General features: G+C 50.9%; 22 protein-coding genes. 9 read left to right on the forward strand and 13 right to left on the reverse strand.

All coding sequences use genetic code 11. From position 1 onward, the window contains the following. Positions 1 to 19: 19 nt before the first annotated feature. From WKJ04_RS16825 to rpmH, 6 genes are all read right to left on the reverse strand, one after another. On the reverse strand, positions 20 to 862 hold the full coding sequence (locus WKJ04_RS16825; protein ID WP_337881475.1) for a site-specific integrase: 843 nt from the start codon (positions 860 to 862) through the stop codon (positions 20 to 22). A gap of 177 nt (positions 863 to 1039) precedes the next feature. After that, the gene (mnmE, locus tag WKJ04_RS16830; protein ID WP_337881476.1) at positions 1040 to 2404 is read right to left on the reverse strand and encodes a tRNA uridine-5-carboxymethylaminomethyl(34) synthesis GTPase MnmE; all 1365 of its coding nucleotides are present in this window, start codon (positions 2402 to 2404) and stop codon (positions 1040 to 1042) included. A gap of 87 nt (positions 2405 to 2491) precedes the next feature. Then, positions 2492 to 4126: a membrane protein insertase YidC gene (gene yidC, locus WKJ04_RS16835; RefSeq protein WP_337881477.1), complete on the reverse strand. Its 1635-nt coding sequence runs from the start codon at positions 4124 to 4126 to the stop codon at positions 2492 to 2494. 3 nt (positions 4127 to 4129) lie between these two features. After that, a complete protein-coding gene (yidD, locus tag WKJ04_RS16840) occupies positions 4130 to 4393 on the reverse strand; it encodes a membrane protein insertion efficiency factor YidD (RefSeq protein WP_337841901.1) in 264 nt (87 codons plus the stop codon). Further along, positions 4345 to 4716, reverse strand: a complete 372-nt coding sequence (gene rnpA / locus WKJ04_RS16845; protein ID WP_337841902.1) for a ribonuclease P protein component — start codon at positions 4714 to 4716, stop codon at positions 4345 to 4347. The genes yidD and rnpA overlap by 49 nt, the downstream gene beginning before the upstream one ends. 13 nt (positions 4717 to 4729) lie before the next feature. Then, a complete protein-coding gene (rpmH, locus tag WKJ04_RS16850) occupies positions 4730 to 4867 on the reverse strand; it encodes a 50S ribosomal protein L34 (RefSeq protein ID WP_337841903.1) in 138 nt (45 codons plus the stop codon). A 449-nt stretch (positions 4868 to 5316) separates the two neighbouring features. Here rpmH and dnaA point away from each other — a divergent pair, with 449 nt between their 5' ends. From dnaA to glyS, 6 genes are all read left to right on the forward strand, one after another. Further along, complete coding sequence (gene dnaA / locus WKJ04_RS16855) at positions 5317 to 6675, forward strand: chromosomal replication initiator protein DnaA (protein WP_337841904.1); 1359 nt, start codon at positions 5317 to 5319, stop codon at positions 6673 to 6675. A gap of 15 nt (positions 6676 to 6690) precedes the next feature. After that, on the forward strand, positions 6691 to 7803 hold the full coding sequence (gene dnaN, locus WKJ04_RS16860; RefSeq protein WP_337841905.1) for a DNA polymerase III subunit beta: 1113 nt from the start codon (positions 6691 to 6693) through the stop codon (positions 7801 to 7803). Positions 7804 to 7806: 3 nt separating this feature from the next. Then, positions 7807 to 8907 (forward strand): DNA replication/repair protein RecF, encoded by a 1101-nt coding sequence (gene recF, locus WKJ04_RS16865; protein WP_337881478.1) that lies wholly within the window; start codon positions 7807 to 7809, stop codon positions 8905 to 8907. A 1-nt stretch (position 8908) separates the two neighbouring features. Next, positions 8909 to 11329, forward strand: a complete 2421-nt coding sequence (gyrB, locus tag WKJ04_RS16870; RefSeq protein ID WP_337881479.1) for a DNA topoisomerase (ATP-hydrolyzing) subunit B — start codon at positions 8909 to 8911, stop codon at positions 11327 to 11329. A gap of 149 nt (positions 11330 to 11478) precedes the next feature. After that, positions 11479 to 12399 (forward strand): glycine--tRNA ligase subunit alpha, encoded by a 921-nt coding sequence (glyQ, locus tag WKJ04_RS16875; protein WP_337881480.1) that lies wholly within the window; start codon positions 11479 to 11481, stop codon positions 12397 to 12399. 2 nt (positions 12400 to 12401) lie between these two features. Continuing rightward, entirely contained in the window at positions 12402 to 14456 is a 2055-nt protein-coding gene (glyS, locus tag WKJ04_RS16880) for a glycine--tRNA ligase subunit beta (protein ID WP_337881481.1), read from the forward strand. 79 nt (positions 14457 to 14535) lie between these two features. Here the strand turns inward: glyS and WKJ04_RS16885 are convergent, their stop codons facing one another. Further along, complete coding sequence (locus WKJ04_RS16885) at positions 14536 to 14814, reverse strand: superinfection immunity protein (RefSeq protein ID WP_337881482.1); 279 nt, start codon at positions 14812 to 14814, stop codon at positions 14536 to 14538. 240 nt (positions 14815 to 15054) lie between these two features. Between WKJ04_RS16885 and WKJ04_RS16890 the strand changes: the two genes are divergently transcribed. After that, positions 15055 to 15570: an RNA polymerase sigma factor gene (locus tag WKJ04_RS16890; RefSeq protein ID WP_337881483.1), complete on the forward strand. Its 516-nt coding sequence runs from the start codon at positions 15055 to 15057 to the stop codon at positions 15568 to 15570. Further along, a complete protein-coding gene (locus tag WKJ04_RS16895; RefSeq protein WP_337881484.1) occupies positions 15554 to 16129 on the forward strand; it encodes a hypothetical protein in 576 nt (191 codons plus the stop codon). Before WKJ04_RS16890 ends, WKJ04_RS16895 begins: the two co-directional genes overlap by 17 nt. A gap of 1 nt (position 16130) precedes the next feature. Here the strand turns inward: WKJ04_RS16895 and WKJ04_RS16900 are convergent, their stop codons facing one another. The 6 genes from WKJ04_RS16900 to fadB form a co-directional block, all read right to left on the reverse strand. After that, on the reverse strand, positions 16131 to 16853 hold the full coding sequence (locus tag WKJ04_RS16900) for a LytTR family DNA-binding domain-containing protein (protein WP_337881485.1): 723 nt from the start codon (positions 16851 to 16853) through the stop codon (positions 16131 to 16133). Further along, the gene (locus WKJ04_RS16905; RefSeq protein WP_337881486.1) at positions 16834 to 17865 is read right to left on the reverse strand and encodes a histidine kinase; all 1032 of its coding nucleotides are present in this window, start codon (positions 17863 to 17865) and stop codon (positions 16834 to 16836) included. Before WKJ04_RS16905 ends, WKJ04_RS16900 begins: the two co-directional genes overlap by 20 nt. Further along, the gene (locus WKJ04_RS16910; RefSeq protein WP_337881487.1) at positions 17862 to 18581 is read right to left on the reverse strand and encodes a hypothetical protein; all 720 of its coding nucleotides are present in this window, start codon (positions 18579 to 18581) and stop codon (positions 17862 to 17864) included. The genes WKJ04_RS16905 and WKJ04_RS16910 overlap by 4 nt, the downstream gene beginning before the upstream one ends. 119 nt (positions 18582 to 18700) lie before the next feature. Continuing rightward, positions 18701 to 18955, reverse strand: a complete 255-nt coding sequence (gene tusA, locus WKJ04_RS16915; RefSeq protein ID WP_337881488.1) for a sulfurtransferase TusA — start codon at positions 18953 to 18955, stop codon at positions 18701 to 18703. 137 nt (positions 18956 to 19092) lie between these two features. Next, on the reverse strand, positions 19093 to 20259 hold the full coding sequence (fadA, locus tag WKJ04_RS16920) for an acetyl-CoA C-acyltransferase FadA (RefSeq protein ID WP_337881489.1): 1167 nt from the start codon (positions 20257 to 20259) through the stop codon (positions 19093 to 19095). Positions 20260 to 20276: 17 nt separating this feature from the next. Further along, positions 20277 to 22430: a fatty acid oxidation complex subunit alpha FadB gene (fadB, locus tag WKJ04_RS16925; RefSeq protein WP_337881490.1), complete on the reverse strand. Its 2154-nt coding sequence runs from the start codon at positions 22428 to 22430 to the stop codon at positions 20277 to 20279. 264 nt (positions 22431 to 22694) lie between these two features. On the opposite strand from fadB, the gene WKJ04_RS16930 reads away from it, so the two are divergent. Continuing rightward, positions 22695 to 24527, forward strand: a complete 1833-nt coding sequence (locus WKJ04_RS16930; RefSeq protein ID WP_337881491.1) for a transglycosylase SLT domain-containing protein — start codon at positions 22695 to 22697, stop codon at positions 24525 to 24527. Positions 24528 to 24536 lie beyond the last annotated feature (9 nt).

Genomic DNA, 24536 nt, shown 5'->3' on the forward strand with positions numbered 1-24536 from the left:
AAAGCAGAGGCGGAAAACTCTAATTTAGGCTGCCACTAAAAAAGGGATGTTTACATTGGGTTTTCTTATGGTCAAAGATCACACGGTAGCCATCATCGCTTTTATGCACCTCAGACCATGTTAGCTTTTGTATATCACTCCATCGCATACCTGTGAGACAACTAAACAAGAAGGCTCGTTTGAGAACGTCATAGCGGCACTCCGCGGCGTATATGGCCTTGATTTCATCCTCTACCAGGTAGCTCCGTTTGTTTTGCTTGGGTTGAATGCTTTTGACTTCGTTGACCGGATTTCGATGAATAATCCCCTGGTGAAAGGCTGCGCTCAGGGTTGCTCTGACCTTGTTGAAGTAAGAAGATGCCGTATTTTTGGAAAGCAGGGTGTCAGATTTTGTTCTTGCTTCGTCCAACAGGTAATGTCTGAAGCCTTTTAACCGTTCAGCATCCATGTCCTTGAAAGAGAGCTCCATGCTTCCGCAGTATCTGCGCAGATGCATCAGCGTTGATTCCCAGATAGAAACATTAGATTTGCTGTCCGTCTTGCGCTTTTCTTCGATGATCTGCTCCATATAATCAAAGAAGCTCTGCTGCTGTCGCTCAGCATCTTCAAAGTGATGTTCATTCCTGGCCAGGTCAACTATTGCCTGCGCCCGAATTTTCTCGGCCAGTGCCAGTGTGTCCTTGTTGTAATCTCGCTGTGATTTATCTTTAGGTTTGGCATAAATGAATAGATCAAGTGACTGGCGTTTACGCCTCTTAACCCGTTTACCCTGGTCATTGATGACTGAGCCATAATGTCTGGTCAGCAGCAATTGTTGCCGACCAGCACTGTCAGGTGATTTCTTTTCGATAGATAGTTTCATGAGTGTCCCCTTGATTGGTGGTCCAAAAGTGGCCCACTGAAATAAGGGTGGTGGGCCGTTAGAGGCCCATTAATAGCAATCAAGGAAAGGAATAGGAAGACAATGGCTAAGTTAAATATATGAATATATTAGATATTTTAACTTTGTTTGGTGTTTGTTTTCCTTTGTTTGACCCGGCTATTTACCGATACAGAATGAACTGAAAATCCGGCCTAACAGGTCGTCCGAGCTGAATTCCCCGGTTATTTCATTGAGATGCTGTTGCGTCAGTCGCAGCTCTTCTGCCAGCAATTCGCCAGCCAGGTGGTCATGCAACTGCTGTTCTCCTATGGCCAGGTGTTCGGCTGCGCGGGCTAATGCATCCAAATGACGGCGGCGGGCAATAAAGCTGCCTTCACCTGTTCCGTCAAAACCCATGCAGGCTTTTAAATGCTCACGCAGTTCAGCTATCCCAGAGTTGGTTTTGGCTGATATATGAAATACCGGGAACTCTCCACTGCTGCTGGCGCCGACAGTTTCACCTGTTAAATCTGCTTTGTTGCGAATGACGGTCAGGCCCAGATCTTTCGGTAAACGGGCAATAAAGTCTGGCCAGATTTCAGCTGGGCTGCTGGCTTGAGTGGTGGTGCCGTCGACCATAAACAACACGCGGTCGGCTTGCTCTATTTCCCTCCAGGCGCGCTCGATACCAATCTGTTCCACTTTGTCTGTGGCCTCGCGTAAGCCTGCGGTATCGATGATATGCAGCGGCATACCGTCAATATGAATATGTTCCCGCAACACATCCCGGGTGGTACCGGCAATTTCGGTCACAATAGCCGCTTCACGACCAGCCAACGCGTTCAGCAGGCTGGATTTACCTGCATTAGGGCGGCCGGCTATCACCACGCGCATGCCTTCACGCAAAATGCTGCCTTGGGTGGCCTGGCGCTGAATTGCGTTTAAATCACTGATAATGTCGCGTAAATCGCCTGAGACTTTGCCGTCGGATAAAAAGTCGATTTCTTCATCCGGAAAATCAATGGCCGCTTCGACGTACATTCGAAGATAAATGACTTTCTCTACCAGAGCATGAATTTTACGCGAGAATTCACCCTGCAAAGAGTGCATGGCTGAACGGGCTGCCTGCTCACTGCTGGCGTCAATTAAGTCGGCAATGGCTTCGGCCTGGGTTAAATCCAGCTTGTCATTGAGAAAAGCCCGTTCAGAAAACTCACCTGGGCGGGCGATGCGAACTCCTTTTAACATCAGCACCTGGCGCAACAACATATCCAGCAGTACAGGCCCACCATGACCTTGCAGTTCCAGCACATCTTCGCCGGTAAAGGAGTTAGGCCCAGGGAAGTACAGTGCTATCCCCTGATCGAGCACCTGACCCTGATGGTCGAGGAAAGGCAGGTATTCGGCATATCGTGCTTTGGGTACTTTACCTAACAGAGCCTGTGCCACCGCGGTTACAGCAGGGCCTGATACCCGGATAATACCTACGCCTGCCCGGCCTGTTGCGGTGGCCTGAGCGGCAATAGTGTCTGTACTGTACATAAAACCTCTTCTTTACCAACAGGTTGCAGATAAACAAAAGGCCTGTTGGTGAGGGTACCAGCAGGCCTTGGTCAGACGGTGACGCTTTTAAGCCCTGCTATACAGGCCTTTTTTCTCCATGCCACGATAAATGTAGAGCATCTGAGCCAGGGAAATCAGGTTGCTGACCACCCAGTACAGCACCAGGCCACTTGGGAACCAGAGGAAGAACACTGAGAACACCACAGGCATCCACAACATGATCTTCTGTTGCATAGGGTCTGTCACTGTCATGGGTGTCAGCTTTTGCATAATAAACATACTGATGCCATATAAAACCGGCAGTACGTAATAGGGGTCTTGTACGGATAAGTCTTGGATCCACAAGGCAAAAGGCGCTTGACGTAATTCAACACTTTCCACGAAGACCCAATACAACGCCAGGAAAATCGGCATTTGGATCAGCATTGGCAGGCAGCCCCCCATAGGATTAACTTTTTCCTTGCGGTACAGTTCCATCATGGCCGGGCCCAGTTTCTGCCGGTCATCTTTGTAGCGGGCCTGAATTTCATCCATTTTCGGCTTCAGGTTGCGCATCTTCGCCTGAGATTCGTACTGCACTTTGGTGAGAGGGAACATCAAACCTTTGATTAACAGAGTAATAATGATAATGGCCACACCCCAGTTACTGACAAAACCCTGGATCAGCGTCAACAGCGCAAACAAAGGCTGAGAAATAAACCAGAGGAAACCATAGTCCACTGTCAGATCCAGGCCATCTGCCAGGTTAGCCAGGTGGTCTTGATCTTTAGGCCCAGCATAAAAAACGGAAGTTAAAGTCTGGGTTTCACCCGCTGGAATAGTGACTTCCGGGCCTCGGGCTCCAATCACTCCATTGCCATTGCTCACCAGGCTGTACAGCTGATTATCGGTGTCTTTTTGTGGGATCCAGGCTGCAACAAAATAGTGTTCCAGCATGGCAACCCAGCCACCTTTGGTCGGAGACAGCAGGTTGGTTTCCTGCATATCTTCGAAGTCGTATTTTTCATAACGTTTTTCACTGGTGGAGTAAGCGGCGCCGCGGTAAATCGGCATCATCATGCTGCTGGTTTTGCCACCTTCAATGGTCTGGATCAGGTGTTGATAGGGCTGCACCAGTTTGGTCTGGTCTGAAGTATTTTTCAGCAAATATTCTACCCGGACATCGTATTTGCCTGCGGTAAATACGTAACGTTTTTCAATTTCCAGACCGTTGTGCTGGTAAGTCAGCGGAACAACCAGTTCTGTTTGCCCTTCGGCCAGCTGGTACTCCGTTTGACCTACGGTGTAAACAGGGCGACCATTGTTGCGCTTGTCATCTGGGCCGTCTGCCAGTAAACCTGATTGTGCTACATACTCAAAACCATTGAGTTTGCGCATCAGCTGATAAGGTTCAGGGTTGTTTAAGGCCAGAGTGAAAGCTGGCAGTTTCAGGTCAACAATGTCGCCGCCTTTGGTGTCTATCACCAGCTCCAGTACGTCAGTTCGTACCTTAACCTGTTGTGCTGTGGCGGGAGTCACTGCTGGCTTGGCGCTGCTACTGGTGTTACCCAGCTGTAATTCGGCAGAATTGCCCGCTGGCTGGCCATTTTGTGTCGCTGTTGCTGTGGCAGGTTTGGGCGCATGGTCCGTCTGCCAGGCTTGCCATAACAATAAGCTGACAAAAGCCAGGGCGATCACTAATAAACTGCGTTGAGAATCCATCTGTTAGTTAGTCTCTTTCTGCTGTTGTGGAACCGGGTCTTCACCACCGGGATGTAAAGGGTGACATTTTAATAGACGTTTGGCGGTTAACCAACTGCCTTTTACCGCACCAAAACGATCAATGGCTTCAATGGAATAGTGAGAGCAGGTTGGGTAAAAACGACAATTAGAGCCAAGCATGGGACTGAGCACCAGCTGGTAACCCCGAATGGCTTTAATCAGCAATTTTGCTGTAATGCCTGATATTGGCGTTTGATCTTGCCCCATAATTTTTCCAGTTGCTTATGCAATTCTGCATTCGGCGTTGTACTGATGTCGCCTTTGACCAAAAGCACCAAATCGACCGGTGGTAACTCATGCTGATGCAAACGAAAGTTATTGCGGCAGCAGCGTTTAATCCGGTTGCGTTGCGTGGCTAATTTAACACGTTTTTTAGCAATGGTCAGACCTAATCTGGGCGCAGGCCTTTGATTGGCTTTACAGAGGATGGTGAAAAGAGGAGAAGATACCCTGAAGGGTTCCTGGAAGACATTGTTAAATTCGCTGGGAGTTAACAGCCGTAACTCCCTGCTGAATGTGTAGCTGACCACGCAGCGACCAAGCTTAAACTTGAGTCAGGCGTTTGCGGCCTTTAGCACGACGACGTGCTAATACTTGACGACCATTTTTGGTAGCCATGCGAGCACGGAAGCCGTGATTGCGTTTACGTTTTAAAACGCTAGGTTGAAAGGTTCTTTTCATAACTTCGTCCGTCCGGTCGATATTTACTAAGGGTCTGTGTTTTAGTAAGTACCAAAACGCAGCGATTAAAAAAGAGCGCGAATTTTAAGGGAGCCTTTGCGCCTTGTCAACGCAGATCCTCACCTTTCCACCCTCTGATCCTTGTATTTTTTTCATTCAGCTGAAAGTTGTCCACAAGCAAGCCGTTTCGTATTGAATAAAATGTGACTAAATACCACCGGAGGTCTGCTCAGTTTAAGCAGAGACTGCGCTATTTCTAATTGGTATAACTAATTAATTTTCAATTAAATTAGTTAGTTATTTGTCATTTTTGGCCGCTGCCTGCTTCAGCAGTGATTTTTGCAAAAGTCAATATTGAAGTTGTGGATAAAGTCAGTTCATAATGCTGCTCGTTTCATTGACGCCGGCCCGACTTCATCAGAATAAACAGGGGCTTTCTGGAGATAAAGGTGTATCAATCCGTTTGGAAAAACTGCCTTGAAGCTTTGCAGGCTGAGTTACCTGCCCGCGATTTCGGTACCTGGATCCGTCCGTTACAAGCCGATAGTTCTGATGATGCCCTGACGTTGTATGCACCCAACCGTTTTGTACTGGACTGGGTTCGTGACAAATACCTGAACCGGATCAATGAGTTGATCCAGGGGTATTGTGGAGATCATGCGCCGCGTTTACGTTTCGACGTTGGCTCTTCGCAAAAAGTCAGCCCTGCACCTGTGCAGACATTGCCAAAAGTGGCCGTGGCTAATCCGGTGGCTGCCGTGGTCGAGCCAGCGCCAAAAACCATTGTGAACAGCAATGTGAACCCTAAACACAACTTTGATAACTTTGTCGAAGGTAAATCAAACCAGCTGGCTCGGGCGGCCGCCCGTCAGGTGGCCGACAACCCTGGTTCAGCGTACAATCCTTTGTTCCTCTACGGTGGAACTGGTTTAGGTAAAACCCACTTATTACACGCAGTCGGTAACGGCATTCTGGCGAAGAAACCCGATGCCAAAGTTATCTATATGCATTCTGAGCGTTTTGTACAGGACATGGTCAAAGCGCTGCAGAACAATGCCATTGAAGAATTCAAACGTTACTACCGTTCAGTGGACGCTTTGCTGATTGACGATATTCAGTTTTTCGCCAAAAAGGACCGTTCACAGGAAGAGTTCTTCCATACCTTTAATGCCCTGCTTGAAGGCAATCAGCAGATCATTCTGACCAGTGATCGTTATCCAAAAGAGATTGATGGTGTGGAAGAGCGGCTGAAAAGCCGCTTTGGCTGGGGTCTGACTATTGCGATCGAGCCTCCGGAACTGGAAACCCGCGTTGCGATCCTGATGCGTAAGGCTCAGGAAATTAACATTCGTTTGCCTGAAGAAGTGGCCTTTTTTGTCGCCAAACGGCTTCGTTCCAATGTTAGGGAATTGGAGGGGGCGTTAAACCGTATCTCGGCGAATGCCAATTTTACCGGTCGTCCTATCACCATTGATTTTGTCCGTGAAGCGCTTCGCGATATGCTGGCTTTGCAGGACAAGTTGGTCACCATTGAAAATATTCAGAAAACTGTGGCTGAGTATTACAAGATCAGGGTGGCTGACTTATTATCAAAACGCCGCAGCCGTTCAGTGGCTCGGCCCAGGCAAATGGCAATGGCGCTGGCGAAAGAGCTGACCAACCACAGTTTGCCGGAAATTGGTGATGCTTTTGGTGGCCGCGACCATACCACAGTGTTGCATGCCTGCCGTAAGATTGAGTCGCTTAAAGAAGAAACCCATGAAATAAAAGAAGATTTCCAGAATTTAATCCGGACTTTGTCTTCATAACACTAGGGACTGATGATGCAATTTACTCTTGACCGGGACGCTCTGCTGAAACCATTGCAAATGGTATCTGGTGCTATTGAGCGTCGTCACACTTTGCCTATTTTGTCGAATGTCTTAATTGAAGTCACTGCCGAAGGTCAGTTAGTGCTGACCGGGACCGATCTGGAAATTGAGTTGGTTGCCCATGCCCCGGTGCAGCAGGTCCAGGTGCCGGGCCGTATTACAGTGCCAGCCAAAAAGTTGCTGGATATCTGTCGTAGTTTACCGGACAGCAGTCTGCTTGACGTTGTCGTGCAGGGAGACAACTGTGTGGTCAGCACAGGCAAAAGTAAATTTACCCTGTCAACGCTGAGCGCTAACGACTATCCGAACCTGGAAAGCTGGGCTGGCGAAGTCGAATTGCAACTCGAACGTCAGCAGTTGCGGCATTTGCTGGATGACACGGCTTTTTCGATGGCGAATCAGGACGTGCGTTATTACCTGAATGGCCTGTTGTTTGAAGTGGACAATGGTGTATTGCGTGCTGTCGCCACAGACGGCCATCGTCTGGCGTTAAGCACGCTGGATGTTGCCGCGACATCTGGCCATCAGAAACAAATTATTATTCCGCGCAAAGGTGTGCTGGAAATTATGCGCCTGCTAAGCGCCGACGAGCAGCTAGTCCAGTTGAGTTTAGGGCAAAACCATATCCGTCTGACCGACAGCCAGTTTAGCTTCAGCTGTAAGCTGATTGATGGTCGTTTCCCTGATTACCGTCGTGTGTTACCACGTAACAGCACAAAAAAGGTAACGGCACATCGTGACGTCTTAAAAGACGCCTGTATGCGGGCGTCCATTCTGTCGAACGAAAAATACCGCGGCGTGCGTTTTACCCTGTCGGGCCAGAATGAGCTGCAGATAGTGGCGAATAATCCTGAACATGAACAGGCCGAAGAAGTGATCGAAGTGGAGTATGTTGGTGAGGCGCTGGAAATCGGCTTTAACGTGGGTTATTTGCTGGATGTCCTGAACACGCTGTCAACCGATTTGGTGATTATGAATTTAAGTGACGCCAACTCCAGTGCGTTAGTCGAAGGTGTGGGTAACCACACTGGTGCTATGTACGTTGTGATGCCAATGCGTTTGTAAATTATGGCGTTACGCTCGCTGCGGTTGCATCGATTCCGCAATATTGAACTGGCGGAATTAGCACCGCATCCCGGTATTAATCTGGTCTGTGGTGCCAATGGCAGCGGTAAAACCAGTGTGCTGGAAGCTGTGTATCTGCTTGCTCATGGCCGCTCTTTTCGTAGCAACCGTCTGGATAAAATCATTCGGCATCATACGGACGACTTTATTCTGCATGCCAGTATCGATCTGGCCGGTCAGGCCGCCAGTTTAGGTATACAACGCCAGCGGGAGCAGGATTTGCTGATGCGGTTGAACGGCGACAACCTGCAGCGTTTATCTGATTTGGCGTTGTTGTTGCCTGTGCAGCTGGTGACACCTGAGACCTTTAAGTTGTTACTGGGGGGGCCCAAAGAGCGGCGACAGTTTTTTGATATGGGGTTGTTTCACGTGGAACAACGGTTTTTTCCGTTGTGGAGCAAACTGCAACGTATCCTGAAACACCGTAATGCATTGCTGAAAACCCAGAAGCGTTACAACGACGAGTATGCTTATTGGGATCAGAATCTGGCAGAGTTGTCTTTTGAACTGCATGGTCTGCGCCAAAGTTATATTGAGACACTCACTCAGGCGTTAAACCCATTGATGACCACTATCAACTGGGCGGAACAGCTGGAACTGCAACTTTACGCCGGTTGGCCTGAACGGATACAGAGTGCTGCAGAGTTGCAACAACTGTGGCAGCAGAATTTCAGTCAGGATTTGCGTCTGGGGCATAGCCAGTATGGCCCACAAAAAGCTGATTTAAAGCTGAAAGTACAGCAGCAGGCAGTGGAAGAACTGCTGTCGCGCGGGCAACTCAAGGTTTTATTGTTTGCGCTGAAGGTAGCGCAAAACAACTTAATTTATAGCTACGGCCAGAAGCGGCCGGTGTTATTAATAGATGATTTGGCGTCGGAATTAGATGATAATTCCAAACGTCATATTTTTAGTTTTTTAAACACCATTAACTCGCAGGTGTTTATTACTGCGATTAATGCTGACCAGGTTTTACCATCAGTACCGGAACAAAACCCGGCATTGTTTCACGTGGAACAAGGGCAGATAACAAAACGGACAGAATGAGATGGCCGAAGAACATAATTACGATTCGTCGAGTATCAAAGTATTAAAAGGCCTTGATGCAGTACGTAAAAGACCCGGTATGTATATCGGTGACACGGATGATGGCTCAGGCCTGCACCATATGGTATTCGAGGTGGTGGATAACTCCATTGACGAAGCTTTAGCGGGTTATTGCTCTGACGTTTTTGTCACCATCCATTCCGATGGTTCAGTATCAGTACGCGACAATGGTCGTGGTATTCCAACCGATATGCACGAAGAAGGGGTGTCAGCAGCCGAAGTGATCATGACGGTGTTACACGCCGGTGGTAAGTTCGACGACAACTCTTATAAAGTGTCTGGTGGTTTGCACGGTGTGGGCGTGTCGGTGGTGAATGCTTTGTCTGACAAACTGGAACTGACCATTCGCCGAAAAAATCAGGTGCATTCTCAAATCTACCGCTTAGGTGTGCCGGATGCTCCTTTGGCTGTAGTTGGTGAAACTGATTCCACGGGAACTGAAATTCGTTTCTGGCCAAGCCCGACCATCTTCAGCGACATCAACTTCCACTACGATATTCTGGCGAAGCGTCTGCGTGAACTGTCATTCCTGAATTCTGGTGTCAGCATCATTCTGACCGATGAACGGGAAGATAAGCGAGACCACTTTAAATACGAAGGTGGTATCGAAGCCTTTGTGCAATACCTGAACCGTACCAAAACCCCTGTGCACCAGAAAGCTTTCTACTTTACGTCCCAGCGTGAAGAAGATGGTATCTCAGTGGAAGTGTCGATGCAGTGGAATGATTCGTTCCAGGAAAACATCTACTGTTTTACCAACAACATTCCTCAGCGTGATGGTGGTACTCACCTGGCCGGCTTCCGTTCTGCTTTGACGCGGGTACTGAACACTTATATGGAAGCCGAAGGTTTTGCCAAAAAGATGAAAGTGGCTACCACAGGTGATGACGCCCGTGAAGGTCTTACCGCCGTTATCTCTGTCAAAGTGCCAGATCCGAAATTCAGCTCGCAGACCAAAGATAAACTGGTGTCCAGCGAAGTGAAATCGGCGGTTGAAAGTGCGATGCACGAGAAGCTGAACGAGTACCTGCTGGAAAACCCGGGTGAAGCCAAAATCATCGTCAGCAAAATTGTCGACGCTGCCCGTGCCCGTGAAGCTGCCCGTAAAGCCCGCGAAATGACCCGTCGCAAAGGCGCATTGGATATCGCAGGCTTACCAGGCAAACTGGCTGACTGCCAGGAAAAAGACCCGGCGTTATCCGAACTTTACCTGGTGGAGGGTGACTCTGCAGGTGGTTCAGCCAAGCAGGGACGCAACCGCAAAAATCAGGCTATTCTGCCGCTGAAAGGTAAGATCCTGAACGTGGAAAAAGCCCGCTTTGACAAGATGATTTCATCGCAGGAAGTGGGGACCCTGATCACGGCCTTGGGTTGTGGTATTGGTCGCGAAGAATACAACCCGGACAAAACCCGTTATCACAGCATCATTCTGATGACGGACGCCGACGTTGACGGTTCCCACATCCGTACTTTGCTGCTGACCTTCTTCTATCGCCAGACGCCTGAGCTGATTGAACGGGGGTATATCTATATTGCGCAGCCACCACTGTATAAAGTGAAGAAAGGCAAGCAGGAACAGTATATTAAAGACGATTCAGCCTTAACTGAATTCCTGACCACTTTGGCGCTGGATGAAGCCAGCCTGCATGTGAATGCCGATGCACCAGGTATTGGCGGTGCCGCACTGGAAAGCCTGGTGCAGCAGTACCATAAGGTACAGAGCATTATTGCCCGCTTAAGCCGTAAGATCCCAATCAATCTGCTGACTGAGCTGGTGTATGTGCCAGCTGTCACTGTGGACATCTGCAAAGATGCCGCCGCGACAGAGGCCTGGGTGAAAAACCTGGTGACTCGTCTGCAAGAACGTGAGGGGGATGGTTCCAGCTACAGTTTTGCCGTCACAGAAGACCGTGAGCGTCAGTTATCTGTGCCAAAAGTGATTATTCGTCAGCACGGCATCGACAACGAATATGCTCTGCATTACGACTTTATCAACTCGGTCGACTATGGGCGTATTGTGGAGTTAGGCAACGCGATTCGTGACCTGATGGAAGAAGGTGGTTACATCCGTCGTGGTGACAAAACCAAACCAGTACAGAGCTTTGCTGAAGCGCTGGAATGGCTGATGGCTGAATCGAAAAAAGGTTTGTACATCCAGCGCTATAAAGGTCTGGGGGAGATGAACCCGGAGCAGCTGTGGGAAACCACCATGGATCCAAACACCCGTCGTATGCTGCGTGTCACTATTGAAGATGCCATCGCAGCCGATCAGTTGTTTAACACGTTGATGGGGGATGAAGTAGAACCTCGTCGTAACTTTATTGAAGAGAACGCACTGAAAGTCGCGAATCTGGACGTGTAACTGCTCTGTCTGAGAAAGGGCTCCGGGAACGGGGCCTTTTCTGTTTTATAAACCAGTAAAAACCCATAAAAATCACGGTCTACGGCTACAGTTCAAGGCCGCAAATGGGTATACTTTTCAGTCATTTTTTGAAGTCACAGGTCAGGCGAATGCAAAAGTACGACATCAAGACCTTCCAGGGGTTAATCCTGGCATTACAAGATTATTGGGCGCGTCAGGGCTGCGTTATTGTGCAGCCATTGGACCTGGAAGTTGGGGCCGGTACTTTCCACCCTATGACCTTCCTGCGCAGCTTAGGTCCAGAGCCAACCAACGTCGCTTATGTGCAACCATGTCGCCGTCCGACAGATGGCCGTTACGGTGAAAACCCAAACCGTCTGCAGCATTATTACCAGTTTCAGGTGATCTTAAAGCCATCGCCAGACAATATTCAGGAGCTGTATCTTGGCTCATTACGTGAATTGGGCATTGATACCCTGGTTCACGATATCCGTTTTGTGGAAGACAACTGGGAATCGCCAACGCTGGGCGCCTGGGGTCTGGGCTGGGAAGTCTGGCTCAATGGCATGGAAGTGACTCAGTTTACGTACTTCCAGCAGGTGGGGGGCTTAGAATGCCGCCCGGTCACAGGCGAAATTACTTATGGGTTAGAGCGTCTGGCCATGTATATTCAAGGCGTCGATTCTATTTACGACCTGATCTGGACGGACGGTCCGTTAGGCCGTGTGACCTACGGTGATGTGTTCCTGCAAAACGAGATTGAGCAGTCCACCTATAACTTTGAATACGCCGACGTACCGGCATTGTTTGCGTACTTCGACCAATGCGAAGCGGAAAGCCAGCGTTTGATTGAAGCGGGCCTGGCATTGCCGGCCTATGAAAAAGTGATGAAAGCCTCGCACGCCTTTAACCTGTTGGACGCCCGTCACGCTATCTCCGTGACTGAACGTCAGCGTTACATTTTGCGGGTTCGCACTCTGGCCAAGGCTTGTGCTGAAGCCTATTACGCCGCGCGCGAAAAGCTAGGCTTCCCGTTATGCCGTAGCAGTAAAGAAAGCCAGGAGGCCTGACAGTGGAACAAGATTTTTTTGTAGAAATTGGCACCGAAGAGTTGCCACCAAAGGCGCTGAAGACCTTAGCCACAGCGCTGCAACAGAATATCACGGATGAATTGGTTAAACTGGATTTAGCTTTCAGTTCTGCTCAATGGTATGCCGCACCCCGCCGTTTAGCTGTGCGCGTGAACGGCCTGGCGGAGCAGCAAGCCGATAAAGAAGTGGAAAAACGTGGTCCGTCCTTAGCCGGTGCTTTTGACGCCGCAGGCAATCCTACCAAAGCGGCCCAAGCCTGGGCTCAGGCCAATGGCATCACCGTCGACCAGGCACAAAAACTGGAAACCGATAAAGGCGCCTGGCTGGTTCATACCGCCAGGGTACTGGGTGCAGCGACAACAACTTTATTGGAACAGGTGGTCAATACCGCGTTGGCCAGGTTGCCAATTGCCAAACCAATGCGTTGGGGGGCTAACGACGCCGAGTTTATCCGCCCGGTTCATACCGTCATTATGCTGTTTGGTAAGGACGTGGTACCGGCCACAGTGCTGGGTAAAGTCGCAGGCCGTGTGACGCCTGGTCATCGCTTCCATGCGCCAGCTCTGGTTGAAATTGCTGATGCGGATGCCTATCTGCCGAACTTAGAACAAGCCTATGTGGTGGCAGACTACGACAAGCGTAAAGCCTTTATCCGCGCGGAAGTGGAGAAAACCGCCAGCAGCCTGAACGGTGTAGTGCCGATGGATGAAGACTTGCTGGACGAAGTGGCGTCCTTGGTCGAATGGCCTGTGGTGCTGGTGGGCAGTTTTGAAGAGCGCTTCCTGCAAGTGCCACCTGAGCCGCTGGTGTCCACAATGAAGGACAATCAGAAGTACTTTCCGCTGCTGGGTAAAGACGGCAAGTTGCTGAACAAATTCATTTTTGTCGCCAACATTGCCAGCAAAGACCCAAGCCAAATCATCAGCGGCAACGAAAAAGTGGTGCGTCCACGTCTGACCGACGCGCAGTTTTTCTTCCAGACAGACCGTAAAACCAAACTGGTAGAGCGTTTGCCGTCGTTGGGGACTGTGTTGTTCCAGCAAAAGCTGGGTACTTTGCTGGAAAAATCTGAGCGTATCGCCAAAGTGGCGGCTTTTATCGCCGGTAAAATTGGCGCCGATACACAGCATGCCGAACGCGCTGGTCTGTTGTCCAAAACGGATCTGATGACCGACATGGTTGGCGAGTTCCCGGAAGTGCAGGGTGTAATGGGGATGCACTATGCCAGGCTGGATGGTGAAGCTGAGGCAGTTGCCGTGGCACTGAACGAGCAATACAAACCTCGTTTTGCCGGCGACAGCCTGCCAAGCCAGCTGGAAGCTTGTGCTGTGGCTATTGCCGACAAGCTGGATTCGTTGGTCGGTATTTTTGGTATTGGTCAGGCGCCTAAGGGCGATAAAGACCCCTTTGCGCTGCGCCGTGCCGCCATTGGTGCTTTGCGTATTATGGTTGAGAAACAACTGCCACTGGACCTGGTCGAACTGATTGAGTTCAGTAAAACCACTTTTGCCGACAAACTGACCCAGGCGACAGTGTCGGATGAAGTACTGGACTTTATGCTGGGCCGCTTCCGCGCCTGGTATGAAGCCGAAGGTGTGAGTGTCGATGTGATCCAGGCTGTGTTGGCCCGTCGCCCGACCAACCCGGCTGATTTTGACCGTCGTGTCAAAGCGGTAGCGGAGTTCCGTAAACTCGACGCCGCTTTGGCATTGGCTGCGGCCAATAAACGGGTGGGGAATATTCTGGCCAAAGTGACCGAAGCGATCCCTGCGCTGGTTAATGAAACACTGTTAACTGAAGCGGCCGAAAAAGCACTGTACAGCGCCATCGTTGCGGAGCTGGCGTATCAGGCGAAAGTCGACAACTACACAGAAGCGCTGGCGCATTTAGCGGCGCTGCGTGACGTTGTGGATCAGTTCTTTGATCAGGTGATGGTGAATGCCGACGACGCTGCAGTGCGGTTAAACCGTCAGGCGTTATTGGCACAGCTGCGTGACTTGTTCCTGCGTGTTGCAGATATCTCCGTACTGCAATAACCTTGTCCGATCGCTAAATAAAAAAGGAGCTTAATCAGGCTCCTTTTTTTATGGTCTCATAAGGTCAAAGTCGTTCAGCTTAGTTTGCTGTGGTTTGTGGGGACTTCAGTTTAGCTTTGCGAGCCATAGTGTCGGTCAGCTTACCTGTAGCGGCCCAACCGATCAGTGCCGCCCAGGCAATCCAGGAAAATCCGGCCGGAATATTCAGCAGGGCAATTTTTCCCAAATGCTTGCGGTTAAACAGGCTGGCCAGCAGGGTGGGCAAAAACCACACCAACAAAAACAACACAATAAAACCTGCCAGAGTAAAGCCATTCATTGCCATCAACTTCGCAGTAAAATCATTTATAAATTCCATAAATCTCTCCATAAGTTTATTTAAATCAATTAGTTAACATTTTTCCCATGGGCAGGGCACTGACCCTCATAAGGGACTGAAGTATCCTTATGCACTTTATTGGGTTCGTTAAATAAGTCGTTGAATAATCGCGATCTGTTACAGAAAATAAATTTTTATTTTTTCGTAACAACTCCTTGGTTACGGCAGACTAGAAGAAAGTGAGATCCAAATTGATTCAGGGAAGAAAGCGGCAGAACTATGAGCAAAACAGCCCATCAGCAGGTGCTGGCATTATGGCAACAGTACAAAGCGGCTATCAGCCGAACCTTGTTGGGTTATGAAGCGGACCCTTCATTACGACAGGACCTGACGCAAGAATTGTACCTGGCCTTGTATCATTCGGCCGAACGACTGGCAGCCGCTGAAAATCAGCGCGCTTACCTGTTTCGGGTCATGCACAATGTGGCTGTGGATCATATAGCCAGGGCCAGCCGACAGCGCTGGCAGTCATTGGAAGAACAGGATTTACCGGACGAGTTGGTGGAGCCTTGCCCTTCAGAGCTGAGGGCTTCAGAGCAACAAAGTAACCTATTGTTGAAGGCGGTGCAGCAACTGTCGCCTGCACACCGTCAGGTTGTCTTACTGGCCATGGAAGATACAGACCCACAGCAGATAGCAGACATCCTGGGTTTAAGCCATGGCGCAGTGCGGGTTCGGCTAAGCCGGGCCAAAGTAGAATTACAGGAGTTGTTAGACCATGTCAGAGCCCGTTGATTTTTCTGAGTTAGCCAAAAGCTGGCAACAGCAGCAGCCCGAGATAGATCTGGACCTTGTAGGCGCCTTGCAGCGCCAGCAACGACGACGTTGGGTTGCAGTGGCTGAATTGATTGCCAGTGTGGTGATGCTGGCTGGAGCCGGAGCTGCCTGGCTGCTACTGCCAGCCTGGTTAGGGGGCTTATCTGCAGTGTTTTTGGCTGTAGGTGCGCTGGTGCAGGCAGTATTAAGCTGGAAGCTGCATTTACCTTTGTTGGCTTATGCCGACTGGAGCAGTTCGGGTTTGCTGCAGTTCAGGTTGCGCAGTCAGCAGGCATCAGTCCGTTATTTAAGTTACAACCAGTACAGCTGTGTCGCCCTGTTGTTTTTTATCCTGCTGATGTGGGGCTTAGCCTGGTGGCAGCCACAGCAGGTTCCTGATTCCTTGTTAAACGCATACAGTCTGCTGGTGACTCCGCTCTGTCTGACAGCTTGGCTCTGGTTAGAACAAAAGAAAAAAGTGGCCAAAGCACAGTTGGAGCATTTACAGACTTTGATCAGCGAGCTGGCGGCAGGCTGAGTTATTGATTCAGCCAGCGCCGGAACGCGGCGGTGCGGGTTTTACTGGTCAGCAGGGCCTCTTTGTTGCCGGCACAAAACACGGCCAGGCTGTCTTTATTGTAAGGCTCAATACGCACTACAGCGTCTATATGGATCAGATCACTGCGGTTCAGCCGGAAAAACTGCTCTGGGTCGAGTTGGGTTTCCAGCTCAGAAAGGTTCGTCTCCTGCAGCACATGTTGCCGTGCCTGCAGGTCTGTGGCAACCAGAGCACCGCCAGCAGCCTGGATCAGCCATACCTGTTCCACCGGTAGCACCAACAACTGCTGATTCTGACGAATCAAAAATCGTTTCTTAAACCCTGCTTTGTGGTGAACAGGCTGCTGCAAACGACGCTGTTCCAGATTCGACATCGCTTCAGTAAAACGACTGTAGGTATAGGGTTTCAGCAGATAATCCACCGCCTGATACTGAAATACCTGCATCCAGTACTGATCGTAGGCCGTGCTGAATAACACAGGGCAAGGCAGCTGCAGTCGCTCCAGCGCATGAAACACCTGGCCGTCCGTCAGTTCCACATCTGCCACTATTAAATCCAGAGGCTCCGGCGCCTGGAAAAATGCCAACACTTGTGCCACCGAGCTTAACTGCGCAACCATCCGCGCTTCTGGTTGGTAACGAGTCATAAACGCCTGTAGCTTTTCCGCCGCCAATACTTCATCTTCAATCAGCAAGTAACGCACCTGCGGCCTCCTTCCGTTGTAGCGGCAGCTTCACTTCGAAATGCTCGGTCCCGGCCAGAACTGCTATTGGCAAGCCGAGCATCTGCTGATAGCGCTGCTGCAGATTGGAGAGCCCGGTGCCGGTACCAGACAAAGCGTGAACTTTAGGTCGGCGCTGATGTGACACGCTCAGCATGTTTTGCTGGTAACTTATGCTGATCAGGAGCGGTTGTTCAGCGCTGGCCTGATTATGTTTTAACGCATTTTCCAGCAGCAGCTGCAAGCTGGCAGACACCAGTAACGCATCCATTTGTTCAAGCTCAGGCTCAACAGACAGCTGATAGGCCTGGCCAAAACGCTGTTGCTGTAACGCCATATACAGTTGTGCCAGAGTCAGTTCGTTTTGCAGACTGACCAATGGCTGACTGCTGTGCTGCAGCATCAGCCGGTAAAAATCGGCAAATTGCTGCAAGAACTCTTCTGCCAGGTCGGCATTTTTATGAATAAGCACCGATAAAATATTCAGGTTATTAAACAAAAAATGTGGTTCAAGTTGTTGCTGCAGGGTTTGCAGCTTGTAGCGCTGCGCACTTTGTTCGGCTTCGATCAACGTCAGCTGCTGCTGTTGTTGTTGTTTCAGGCTGCGCCAGAAGCAGTCTGCGCCTGCAATCAGGCTATGCAGCAGCAAATACATTAAGGCGACGCGCAGATACTGCTGTAACTGGGCAGGCTGCTGCCATGCCCAATCAATCAGCAGTTGCACAATCGTCATCAGACCGACAAACAACAGGGCACTGCAGGCAAAGCTCAGTGCGAAACCTTGCAACAATCCGGTCGGTTGGCAGACCAGCCTGAGCTGTCTGTCGACAGACCGGTTGAGCCAGAGCGCCAATGCTGCCTGCATGGTCAGCCAGACCGGCGCGTCCGGATGCCATTGCAGGCTTTGTCCTGGTGCTGTTTGCAGTAACGCCAGATACAGGCTGAACAGCAGCGAGACCCCGGCCAGCATTGCCAGGGTTTTCAGCCGCCTCATGGGTTCACCTGAGTGGTTTCAGGTAAGCGCAGCAGCTCGCTGCCGTCGGCGGCATAAAATACCAGTTGAGGTTGTCCGTCTTTACCCACTGCCATTTCTATACGCTTTTTACCTTGTGGATCATTAAGTTGTAGCATTGCCTTCCTGTCTACTGTGCCATAAAACGCGCGTCTGTGGCCATGAATATCCGGCTGTTGTTGTTCTAACTGCTGCAGCTTGCTCTGCGCTTCAGTGTCACCTTGTTGCACCGCCAGCATCAGCGTCATGTATTGATCAATAGGGTACTGTGGTCTGTCCACCAGATTCAGCCCTGTGATCAGCCGTCCATCTTGTTCTATGTGTTGTAAAGCCAGGGTCTGATCCTGATTGTAACGGTCGAACGATAAATGCAGGCCATGCTCGACTTTGCCGTCTTTTGCAAAGCCGCGAAACACAAAACCGCCATTTTCAGTGCCTTCGTCGTTATAGAAAATCATGCCTGGCCGTGGGCCCGGATCGAAAAACTCTTTGCCTTCTTTTATGGCCTTCGGGGCGTGGGCTGTATTGGCAATCACCAGCCGTGGGTGGCCGCTGGGCTCCATCACGTTAATCCGTTGCACGTTCAGTTCACGCACTGTGCTTTGGTCGCTTGGCAGCCACTGAGTTTTAATGGTCAAAGCGACCAGACCGGTCAGCATCAGCAGGTTCAGGTAGTGTTGTTTGGAATTTAAACGCATCAAAGTTCTCCTCAGGTTGATGCGTCTATCCTAAGAGCTCAGTGTTGCCAAGGCGCGCCGTTTCCAGTCAGTAGCGGATTTTTGCCAACAAAACGGCGAAATTGGCAGATAACGGGCGTTTAACCTTTTTTAATCAGATAGCGGTACGGTAAGGTGTCGGTGTCGCAGGCCAGTAGCTGGTGATCCATAAAACGGCAAAACGCCGGGATATCGCGGGTGGTGGCCGGGTCGTCAGCAATAATCAGCAGGGTGTCGCCTGACTGCAGTTTACGAATGGCCAACCTGGTCATCATCACAGGTTCCGGGCAGCGCAAACCCAAAGCATCCAGCTGCTCATTGGCACTGGTAAATAACTCTGCAGTTGGTTTGGTCATGGTATGTCCTGCTTTGCTGGAAAGGCCGCTATGGTAGCTGTGCGACGATATTTAGTCCATGCCGGAAAAGCAAAGGGCAGCTTGCGCTGCCCTTTGGGTTTACCCTTTGTGCTCCACAGGTTTTTGGAGCGCGCGCATTATTCCACGCGCTCGAATACTGTGGCAATACCCTGGCCTAAACCAATACACATAGTGGCCAGGCCATATTTACCGCCTTTGCTTTCCATCACGTTAATCAGTGTGGTGCTGATCCGTGAGCCCGAGCAGCCCAATGGGTGGCCCAGGGCGATAGCACCACCATTCAGGTTCACTTTCTGTTCCATCACTGGCAGCAAACCTAAGTCTTTCATGACCGGCAGCGCCTGTGCAGCAAAAGCTTCGTTCAGTTCAGCGTAGTCAATCTGGTCAATGCTGATGCCCGCCGCTTTTAAGGCTTTTTGCGAGGCCGGAACCGGGCCATAACCCATGATCGACGGGTCGCAGCCAGCCACGCCCATACCAATCACGCGGGCGCGAATGGGCAGACCCAGCGCTTTGGCCTTGTCTTCACTCATCACCAGCATGCCAGAGGCGCCATCAGACAAAGCTGAGGAAGTGCCTGCGGTCACAGTACCGTTGGCCGGGTCAAACACAGGACGCAGTGCCGCCAGTGCTTCTACTGTGGTTTCCGGGCGGATCACTTCGTCGGTATCAAACAGGCGCAGCGCGCCATCGGCGTCGTGGCCTTCCACCGGCATAATTTCGTTTTTAAAACGGCCTTGTAGTGTGGCTTCATGCGCCAGACGGTGCGAGCGGGCACCAAACTCGTCTTGCTGTTGTCGGCTGATGCCATGCATTTTACCCAGCAATTCTGCAGTTAAACCCATCATGCCAGCGGCTTTGGCCACAGAAGTGCCCAATTTCGGGTGGAAATCCACGCCGTGCGTCATAGGCACATGGCCCATATGCTCCACACCACCAATCAGATAGACCTCCCCCATGCCTGTTTGAATGGCTCGTACGGCATCGTGCAGCGCCTGCATGGACGAGCCACACAGACGGTTGACGGTGACCGCTGGCACTGAATGCGGGATACCCGCCATCAGGGCCGCATTACGGGCCACGTTAAACCCCTGTTCCAGCGTCTGCTGCACACAGCCCCAAATCACGTCGTCAATCTCGCTTGGGTTTAAGGCCGGGTTGCGTTCCAGCAGGCCGGCCATGACGGCGGCAGATAATTCTTCAGCACGAACATTACGGAAAATACCGGCCTTAGAGCGACCCATAGGGGTCCGGATACAATCGACAATCACTGCTTGTTTCATGGTGTAATTTCTCCGCCTTAAACTGGATAAAACAGGTCGCCGGCAGCAGCCATGGCGCGGGTTTTTTCGGTGACCTGATAGATTTCACCTAAATGGGCATACTTGTCAGCCAAAGCAACAAAGTTCGCCAGACCAATGGTGTCGGCGTAACGCAACGGGCCACCCCGGAACGGAGGGAAACCCAGGCCATAAATCAGACCCATATCCGCTTCAGCAGCCGTGGCCACAATACCTTCTTCCAGGCAGCGAATCACTTCGTTAATCATGGGTACCATACAGCGGGCAATGATATCGTCCGCACTGAATTCTTGTTTGGTGACACCGGCACCGCTCAGCAGGCCATAGGTCACTTCGTCTGTGGCCTTCTTCGGCTTGCCTTTAGCGTCTTTGCTGTAGGCATAGAAACCCACGCCATTTTTCTGACCATAACGCTGCGCCTGATACATCAGCGCGACCGGGTCTTTGTCCAGTTTGGCCATGCGGGCTGGGAAGCCGGCAGCCATCACGTCTGTGCAGTGGTAAGCTGTGTCCAGGCCGACCACGTCCAGCAGGTACGCCGGGCCCATAGGCCAGCCAAAGGATTTTTCCATCACTTTGTCCACTTGCGCAAAATCGGCGCCGTCCAGCAGCAACTTGCTGAAACCGGCGAAGTAAGGGAAGAGCACGCGGTTAACATAGAAACCCGGGCAGTCATTCACGACGATCGGTGATTTGCCCATTTTGGCGGCGTAAGCCACCACAGCCGCAACAGTGTCTTCGCTGGTGTCTTTGCCCCGAATCACTTCAACCAAAGGCATCTGGTGCACTGGGTTAAAGAAGTGCATACCGCAGAACCGGCTTGGGTCTTTCAGGTTAGCGGCCAGAGAGTCGATGGATATGGTCGACGTGTTGGAGGTAATAATGGCATCAGCGGCCACCAGTTCTTCCACTTCTTTGAGCACCGCACCTTTGATTTTCGGGTTTTCCACCACGGCTTCAACCACGATATCAACCGCTTTCACCGGTTCCATACTCAGGGTTGGCTGGATACTGGCAATGACTTTGGCCATACCCACAGCATCCAGCTTTTTGCGTTCCACTTGTTTATTCAGCAACTTAGTGGCTTCACCCATGCCTAATTCCAGCGCTTTGTCGGCGATGTCTTTCATCACCACAGGCACACCTTTCAGTGCGGACTGGTAAGCGATACCGCCACCCATAATACCTGCACCCAAAACCGCAGCTTTTTTCACTTCTTTGGTCGCGGTTTTGGCGGCTTTTTTCGCTTTGCCTTTAATCAGCTGATCGTTCAGGAACAGACCAATTTGGGCTGCGGCTGCCGTGGTTTTGGCCAGCTTGGCAAACCCCTGGTTTTCCAGTGCAATGGCACCGGCACGGTCTAAACGGGCAGCGGCTTCGATAGTCTCCACTGCAACCATAGGCGCAGGGTAATGCTTGCCTGCATTGGCAAACACCATGCCTTTGGCGGTGCTGAAGCTCATCAGCGCTTCGGTTTTATTCAGTTTCAGCGGCTGCAGTTTGGCGCTGCGTTTTTTCTGCCAGTTCAGTTTGCCGGCAATGGCATCTTTCAGCATGCTGATGGCGGCGTCTTTTAACTTCTCTGGCGCGACCACGGCGTCAACGGCGCCTTCTTTTAACGCCGCTTCGCCACCACGCTCTTTACCTGTGGTGATCCATTCCATCGCACCATCCGCACCAATCAGGCGTGGCAGACGCACTGTGCCACCGAAGCCAGGCATCAGACCTAACTTCACTTCTGGCAGGCCCACTTTGGCCGTGGTGTCGGCAATACGGTAGTCCGCCGTTAAGGTCCACTCGAAGCCGCCACCCAAAGCAAAACCACGAATGGCCGCAATAGTCGGAACTGGCAGGTCTTCCGCCAGGTCGAACACGTCAGAGGCGTTTTTAATCCATGGGATAAGTTCGGCTTCAGGCTGCTGGAAGGTCCCTAAAAATTCTGTGATATCGGCTCCGACGATAAAAGCATCTTTGCCCGTGGTGTAGACCACGCCTTTTAAGTTTTTATCTGCGTGCAGCAGATTTAAAGCGGCCCGACAATCTGTTAAGGTTTGCTGGTCGAATTTATTCACGGACCCGGCAGCATTAAAGCTAAACTCGGCAATACCGTCGGCCAGATAAGCCACGGTGATGCTGTTACTCTGGTAGATCATGCATGTTCTCCTTCGTCCGGCAGGGCGGATGATTGCTTGTTATCGCAACTGGTAAGATGAGTTCTGTCGCAGTTTCAGTGTGTCGTGCTTTGGCAAAAATTTCAACCGTTATTTAAACGCTTGTTTGAATTTGCGGTAGATGTCCCAGTAACTATAGGTGGTATTGGTTTTATGTGGCGCTCTGCTCTGGTTTTTCGTCCTGCGTTTTGGCTGCTGGCTGCAGCTGCATGCACCTCGCTGCCTGCTCTGGCTATCAATGATGTCATGCGTAAAAAATTTGAGCGTGCTGAAAACACTATTCACAAGCTGTCCGACACTCAGGCGAAAAAACTGCTGACGGAAATGCAGACTTATCCGCTCACGCCTTATTTAGAGCTCGAATACTTAAGCAAGAATCTGGATGACACCGCTGCTGTCGTGAACTTTATGCGGGAGCATCAGGGCACACCATTGGAGCGGACTATCCGGAAACGCTGGTTGATTGAGCTGAAACAAAAACGTCAGGCGGAGCTGTTTCTGAAAAACTACGACTATGGCTCTGACACAGTGCTGGATTGTTATGCACTGGAAATGCGGCTGGTGCGGGAAAAACCCGTCGATGTCTGGCCTGCAGTGCGGGATTTATGGGCCGTTGGTAAATCTCAGCCCGACGAATGTGACGCCATTTTTGAGCGTTGGCGTAAGGCCGGCCAGCGTAGTGCGGATGCCGTCTGGAAGCGGGTGCTGGCCGCTGTGGAAGCGGACAATCAACGTATGTTGCCTTATCTGCGCTCGTTATTGCCCCGCGAGCAACAATACCTGGCTGATAAATGGATCCAGGTGATGGACAATCCTGCGTTGGTGCAGCGCAAAAGTTTTCTTACCGGGAAACAAGCCAAAGAGCGCGATTTGGCGGCTTACGGCATGCAGAAACTGGTGTGGAAAAAACCGGATGCTGCAGTCGAAGTCTGGAAAAGATACCGTTCCGATCCGGCCTTCAGTAATGAAAACCGCTCAAAAACGGCGCGCCAGCTGGCTATCGCGTTGGCCAGTAAAGACAATGTTCAGGCTACGCCATTTTTTGCTGTAGTACAAAACGAGCACAAAGACCGCCTGTTTGTGCAGTGGCAACTGACGCACTTGTTACGCAAGCATGACTGGACCGGACTGATTGATGCCATAAAAGCCTTACCCGAGCCTTATGCCAGCGAAGATGGCAGTCTGTATTGGCTGGCACGCGCCCATGACGAGCTGAAACAAAAAGAAGCCGCACAACAGCTGTATCAGCAGTTGGCGAAAAACCGCAGCTACTACGGTTATATGGCGGCTGCCCGCATTGGCGCAGAACCTTCCTTGGCGCATAAACCGGTGCCAGTATCTGAAACCGATTATCTGGCCTTTAAAAGCAGTGGCCCGGTACGGCGGATCAAAGAATGGCAGGCGCTGGACAGACCCAATGCGGCCAAACGTGAACTGACCAGTCTGCAACGTTATGGTTCTGACCTGCAACGTTTCAGCGCTGCCAAGTATGCGGCAGAGATGGGTTGGCATGATAATGCGATTACCGCGCTGGCACAGGCCGGTTATTACGACGACGTGGAATTACGTTTCCCGACTTTGTATAAAAAAGAAATTCTGACTCACGCTAACAAAGTGAATGTGGATCCGGCCTGGGCTATGGCTATTGCGCGGCGGGAAAGTACTTTTATTCCCACGGCTAAATCTGCAGTGGGGGCTTTGGGCCTGATGCAGATTATGCCGAATACGGCGCGTCATATCACAGGCAAACGGGTGACTGAACAGCAATTGTACAACCCGGTCACCAATATCAATTACGGCACTTATTATCTGAATTATCTGCTGAAAAAACATGGCAATGTGGTGTTTGCGACTGCAGCTTACAACGCCGGGCCGAGCAGGGTGAATGCCTGGGTGCCGAAGCAGGGGCAGGTGCCGCTGGATATCTGGATTGAGACCATCCCCTTTAAAGAAACCCGCGATTACGTAAAAAATGTGCTGTTGTATTACCAAATCTATAGCCTGAAATTGCAGACTAAACAGCAGGTTTTTGCGCCACTTGCCCGCATGCAGGTGGGCTCCGGCAACCGGGTTCTGTGATAGACTCGG

The organism is Rheinheimera sp. (genome assembly GCF_037442345.1).
Lineage (GTDB): Bacteria > Pseudomonadota > Gammaproteobacteria > Enterobacterales > Alteromonadaceae > Pararheinheimera.

Excerpts from the sequence above, each read along its gene's own strand:
- dnaN (WP_337841905.1), top strand. The coding sequence starts at position 6,691 with ATGCAATTTACTCTTGACCGGGACGCTCTGCTGAAACCATTGCAAATG.
- tusA (WP_337881488.1), bottom strand. The coding sequence starts at position 18,955 with ATGACCAAACCAACTGCAGAGTTATTTACCAGTGCCAATGAGCAGCTG.
- yidD (WP_337841901.1), bottom strand. The coding sequence starts at position 4,393 with ATGGGGCAAGATCAAACGCCAATATCAGGCATTACAGCAAAATTGCTG.
- fadA (WP_337881489.1), bottom strand. The coding sequence starts at position 20,259 with ATGAAACAAGCAGTGATTGTCGATTGTATCCGGACCCCTATGGGTCGC.
- fadB (WP_337881490.1), bottom strand. The coding sequence starts at position 22,430 with ATGATCTACCAGAGTAACAGCATCACCGTGGCTTATCTGGCCGACGGT.
- WKJ04_RS16885 (WP_337881482.1), bottom strand. The coding sequence starts at position 14,814 with ATGGAATTTATAAATGATTTTACTGCGAAGTTGATGGCAATGAATGGC.
- rpmH (WP_337841903.1), bottom strand. The coding sequence starts at position 4,867 with ATGAAAAGAACCTTTCAACCTAGCGTTTTAAAACGTAAACGCAATCAC.
- WKJ04_RS16910 (WP_337881487.1), bottom strand. The coding sequence starts at position 18,581 with ATGCGTTTAAATTCCAAACAACACTACCTGAACCTGCTGATGCTGACC.
- glyQ (WP_337881480.1), top strand. The coding sequence starts at position 11,479 with ATGCAAAAGTACGACATCAAGACCTTCCAGGGGTTAATCCTGGCATTA.
- WKJ04_RS16895 (WP_337881484.1), top strand. The coding sequence starts at position 15,554 with ATGTCAGAGCCCGTTGATTTTTCTGAGTTAGCCAAAAGCTGGCAACAG.
- WKJ04_RS16825 (WP_337881475.1), bottom strand. The coding sequence starts at position 862 with ATGAAACTATCTATCGAAAAGAAATCACCTGACAGTGCTGGTCGGCAA.
- mnmE (WP_337881476.1), bottom strand. The coding sequence starts at position 2,404 with ATGTACAGTACAGACACTATTGCCGCTCAGGCCACCGCAACAGGCCGG.
- WKJ04_RS16905 (WP_337881486.1), bottom strand. The coding sequence starts at position 17,865 with ATGAGGCGGCTGAAAACCCTGGCAATGCTGGCCGGGGTCTCGCTGCTG.
- recF (WP_337881478.1), top strand. The coding sequence starts at position 7,807 with ATGGCGTTACGCTCGCTGCGGTTGCATCGATTCCGCAATATTGAACTG.
- yidC (WP_337881477.1), bottom strand. The coding sequence starts at position 4,126 with ATGGATTCTCAACGCAGTTTATTAGTGATCGCCCTGGCTTTTGTCAGC.
- gyrB (WP_337881479.1), top strand. The coding sequence starts at position 8,909 with ATGGCCGAAGAACATAATTACGATTCGTCGAGTATCAAAGTATTAAAA.
- WKJ04_RS16930 (WP_337881491.1), top strand. The coding sequence starts at position 22,695 with ATGCGTAAAAAATTTGAGCGTGCTGAAAACACTATTCACAAGCTGTCC.
- WKJ04_RS16890 (WP_337881483.1), top strand. The coding sequence starts at position 15,055 with ATGAGCAAAACAGCCCATCAGCAGGTGCTGGCATTATGGCAACAGTAC.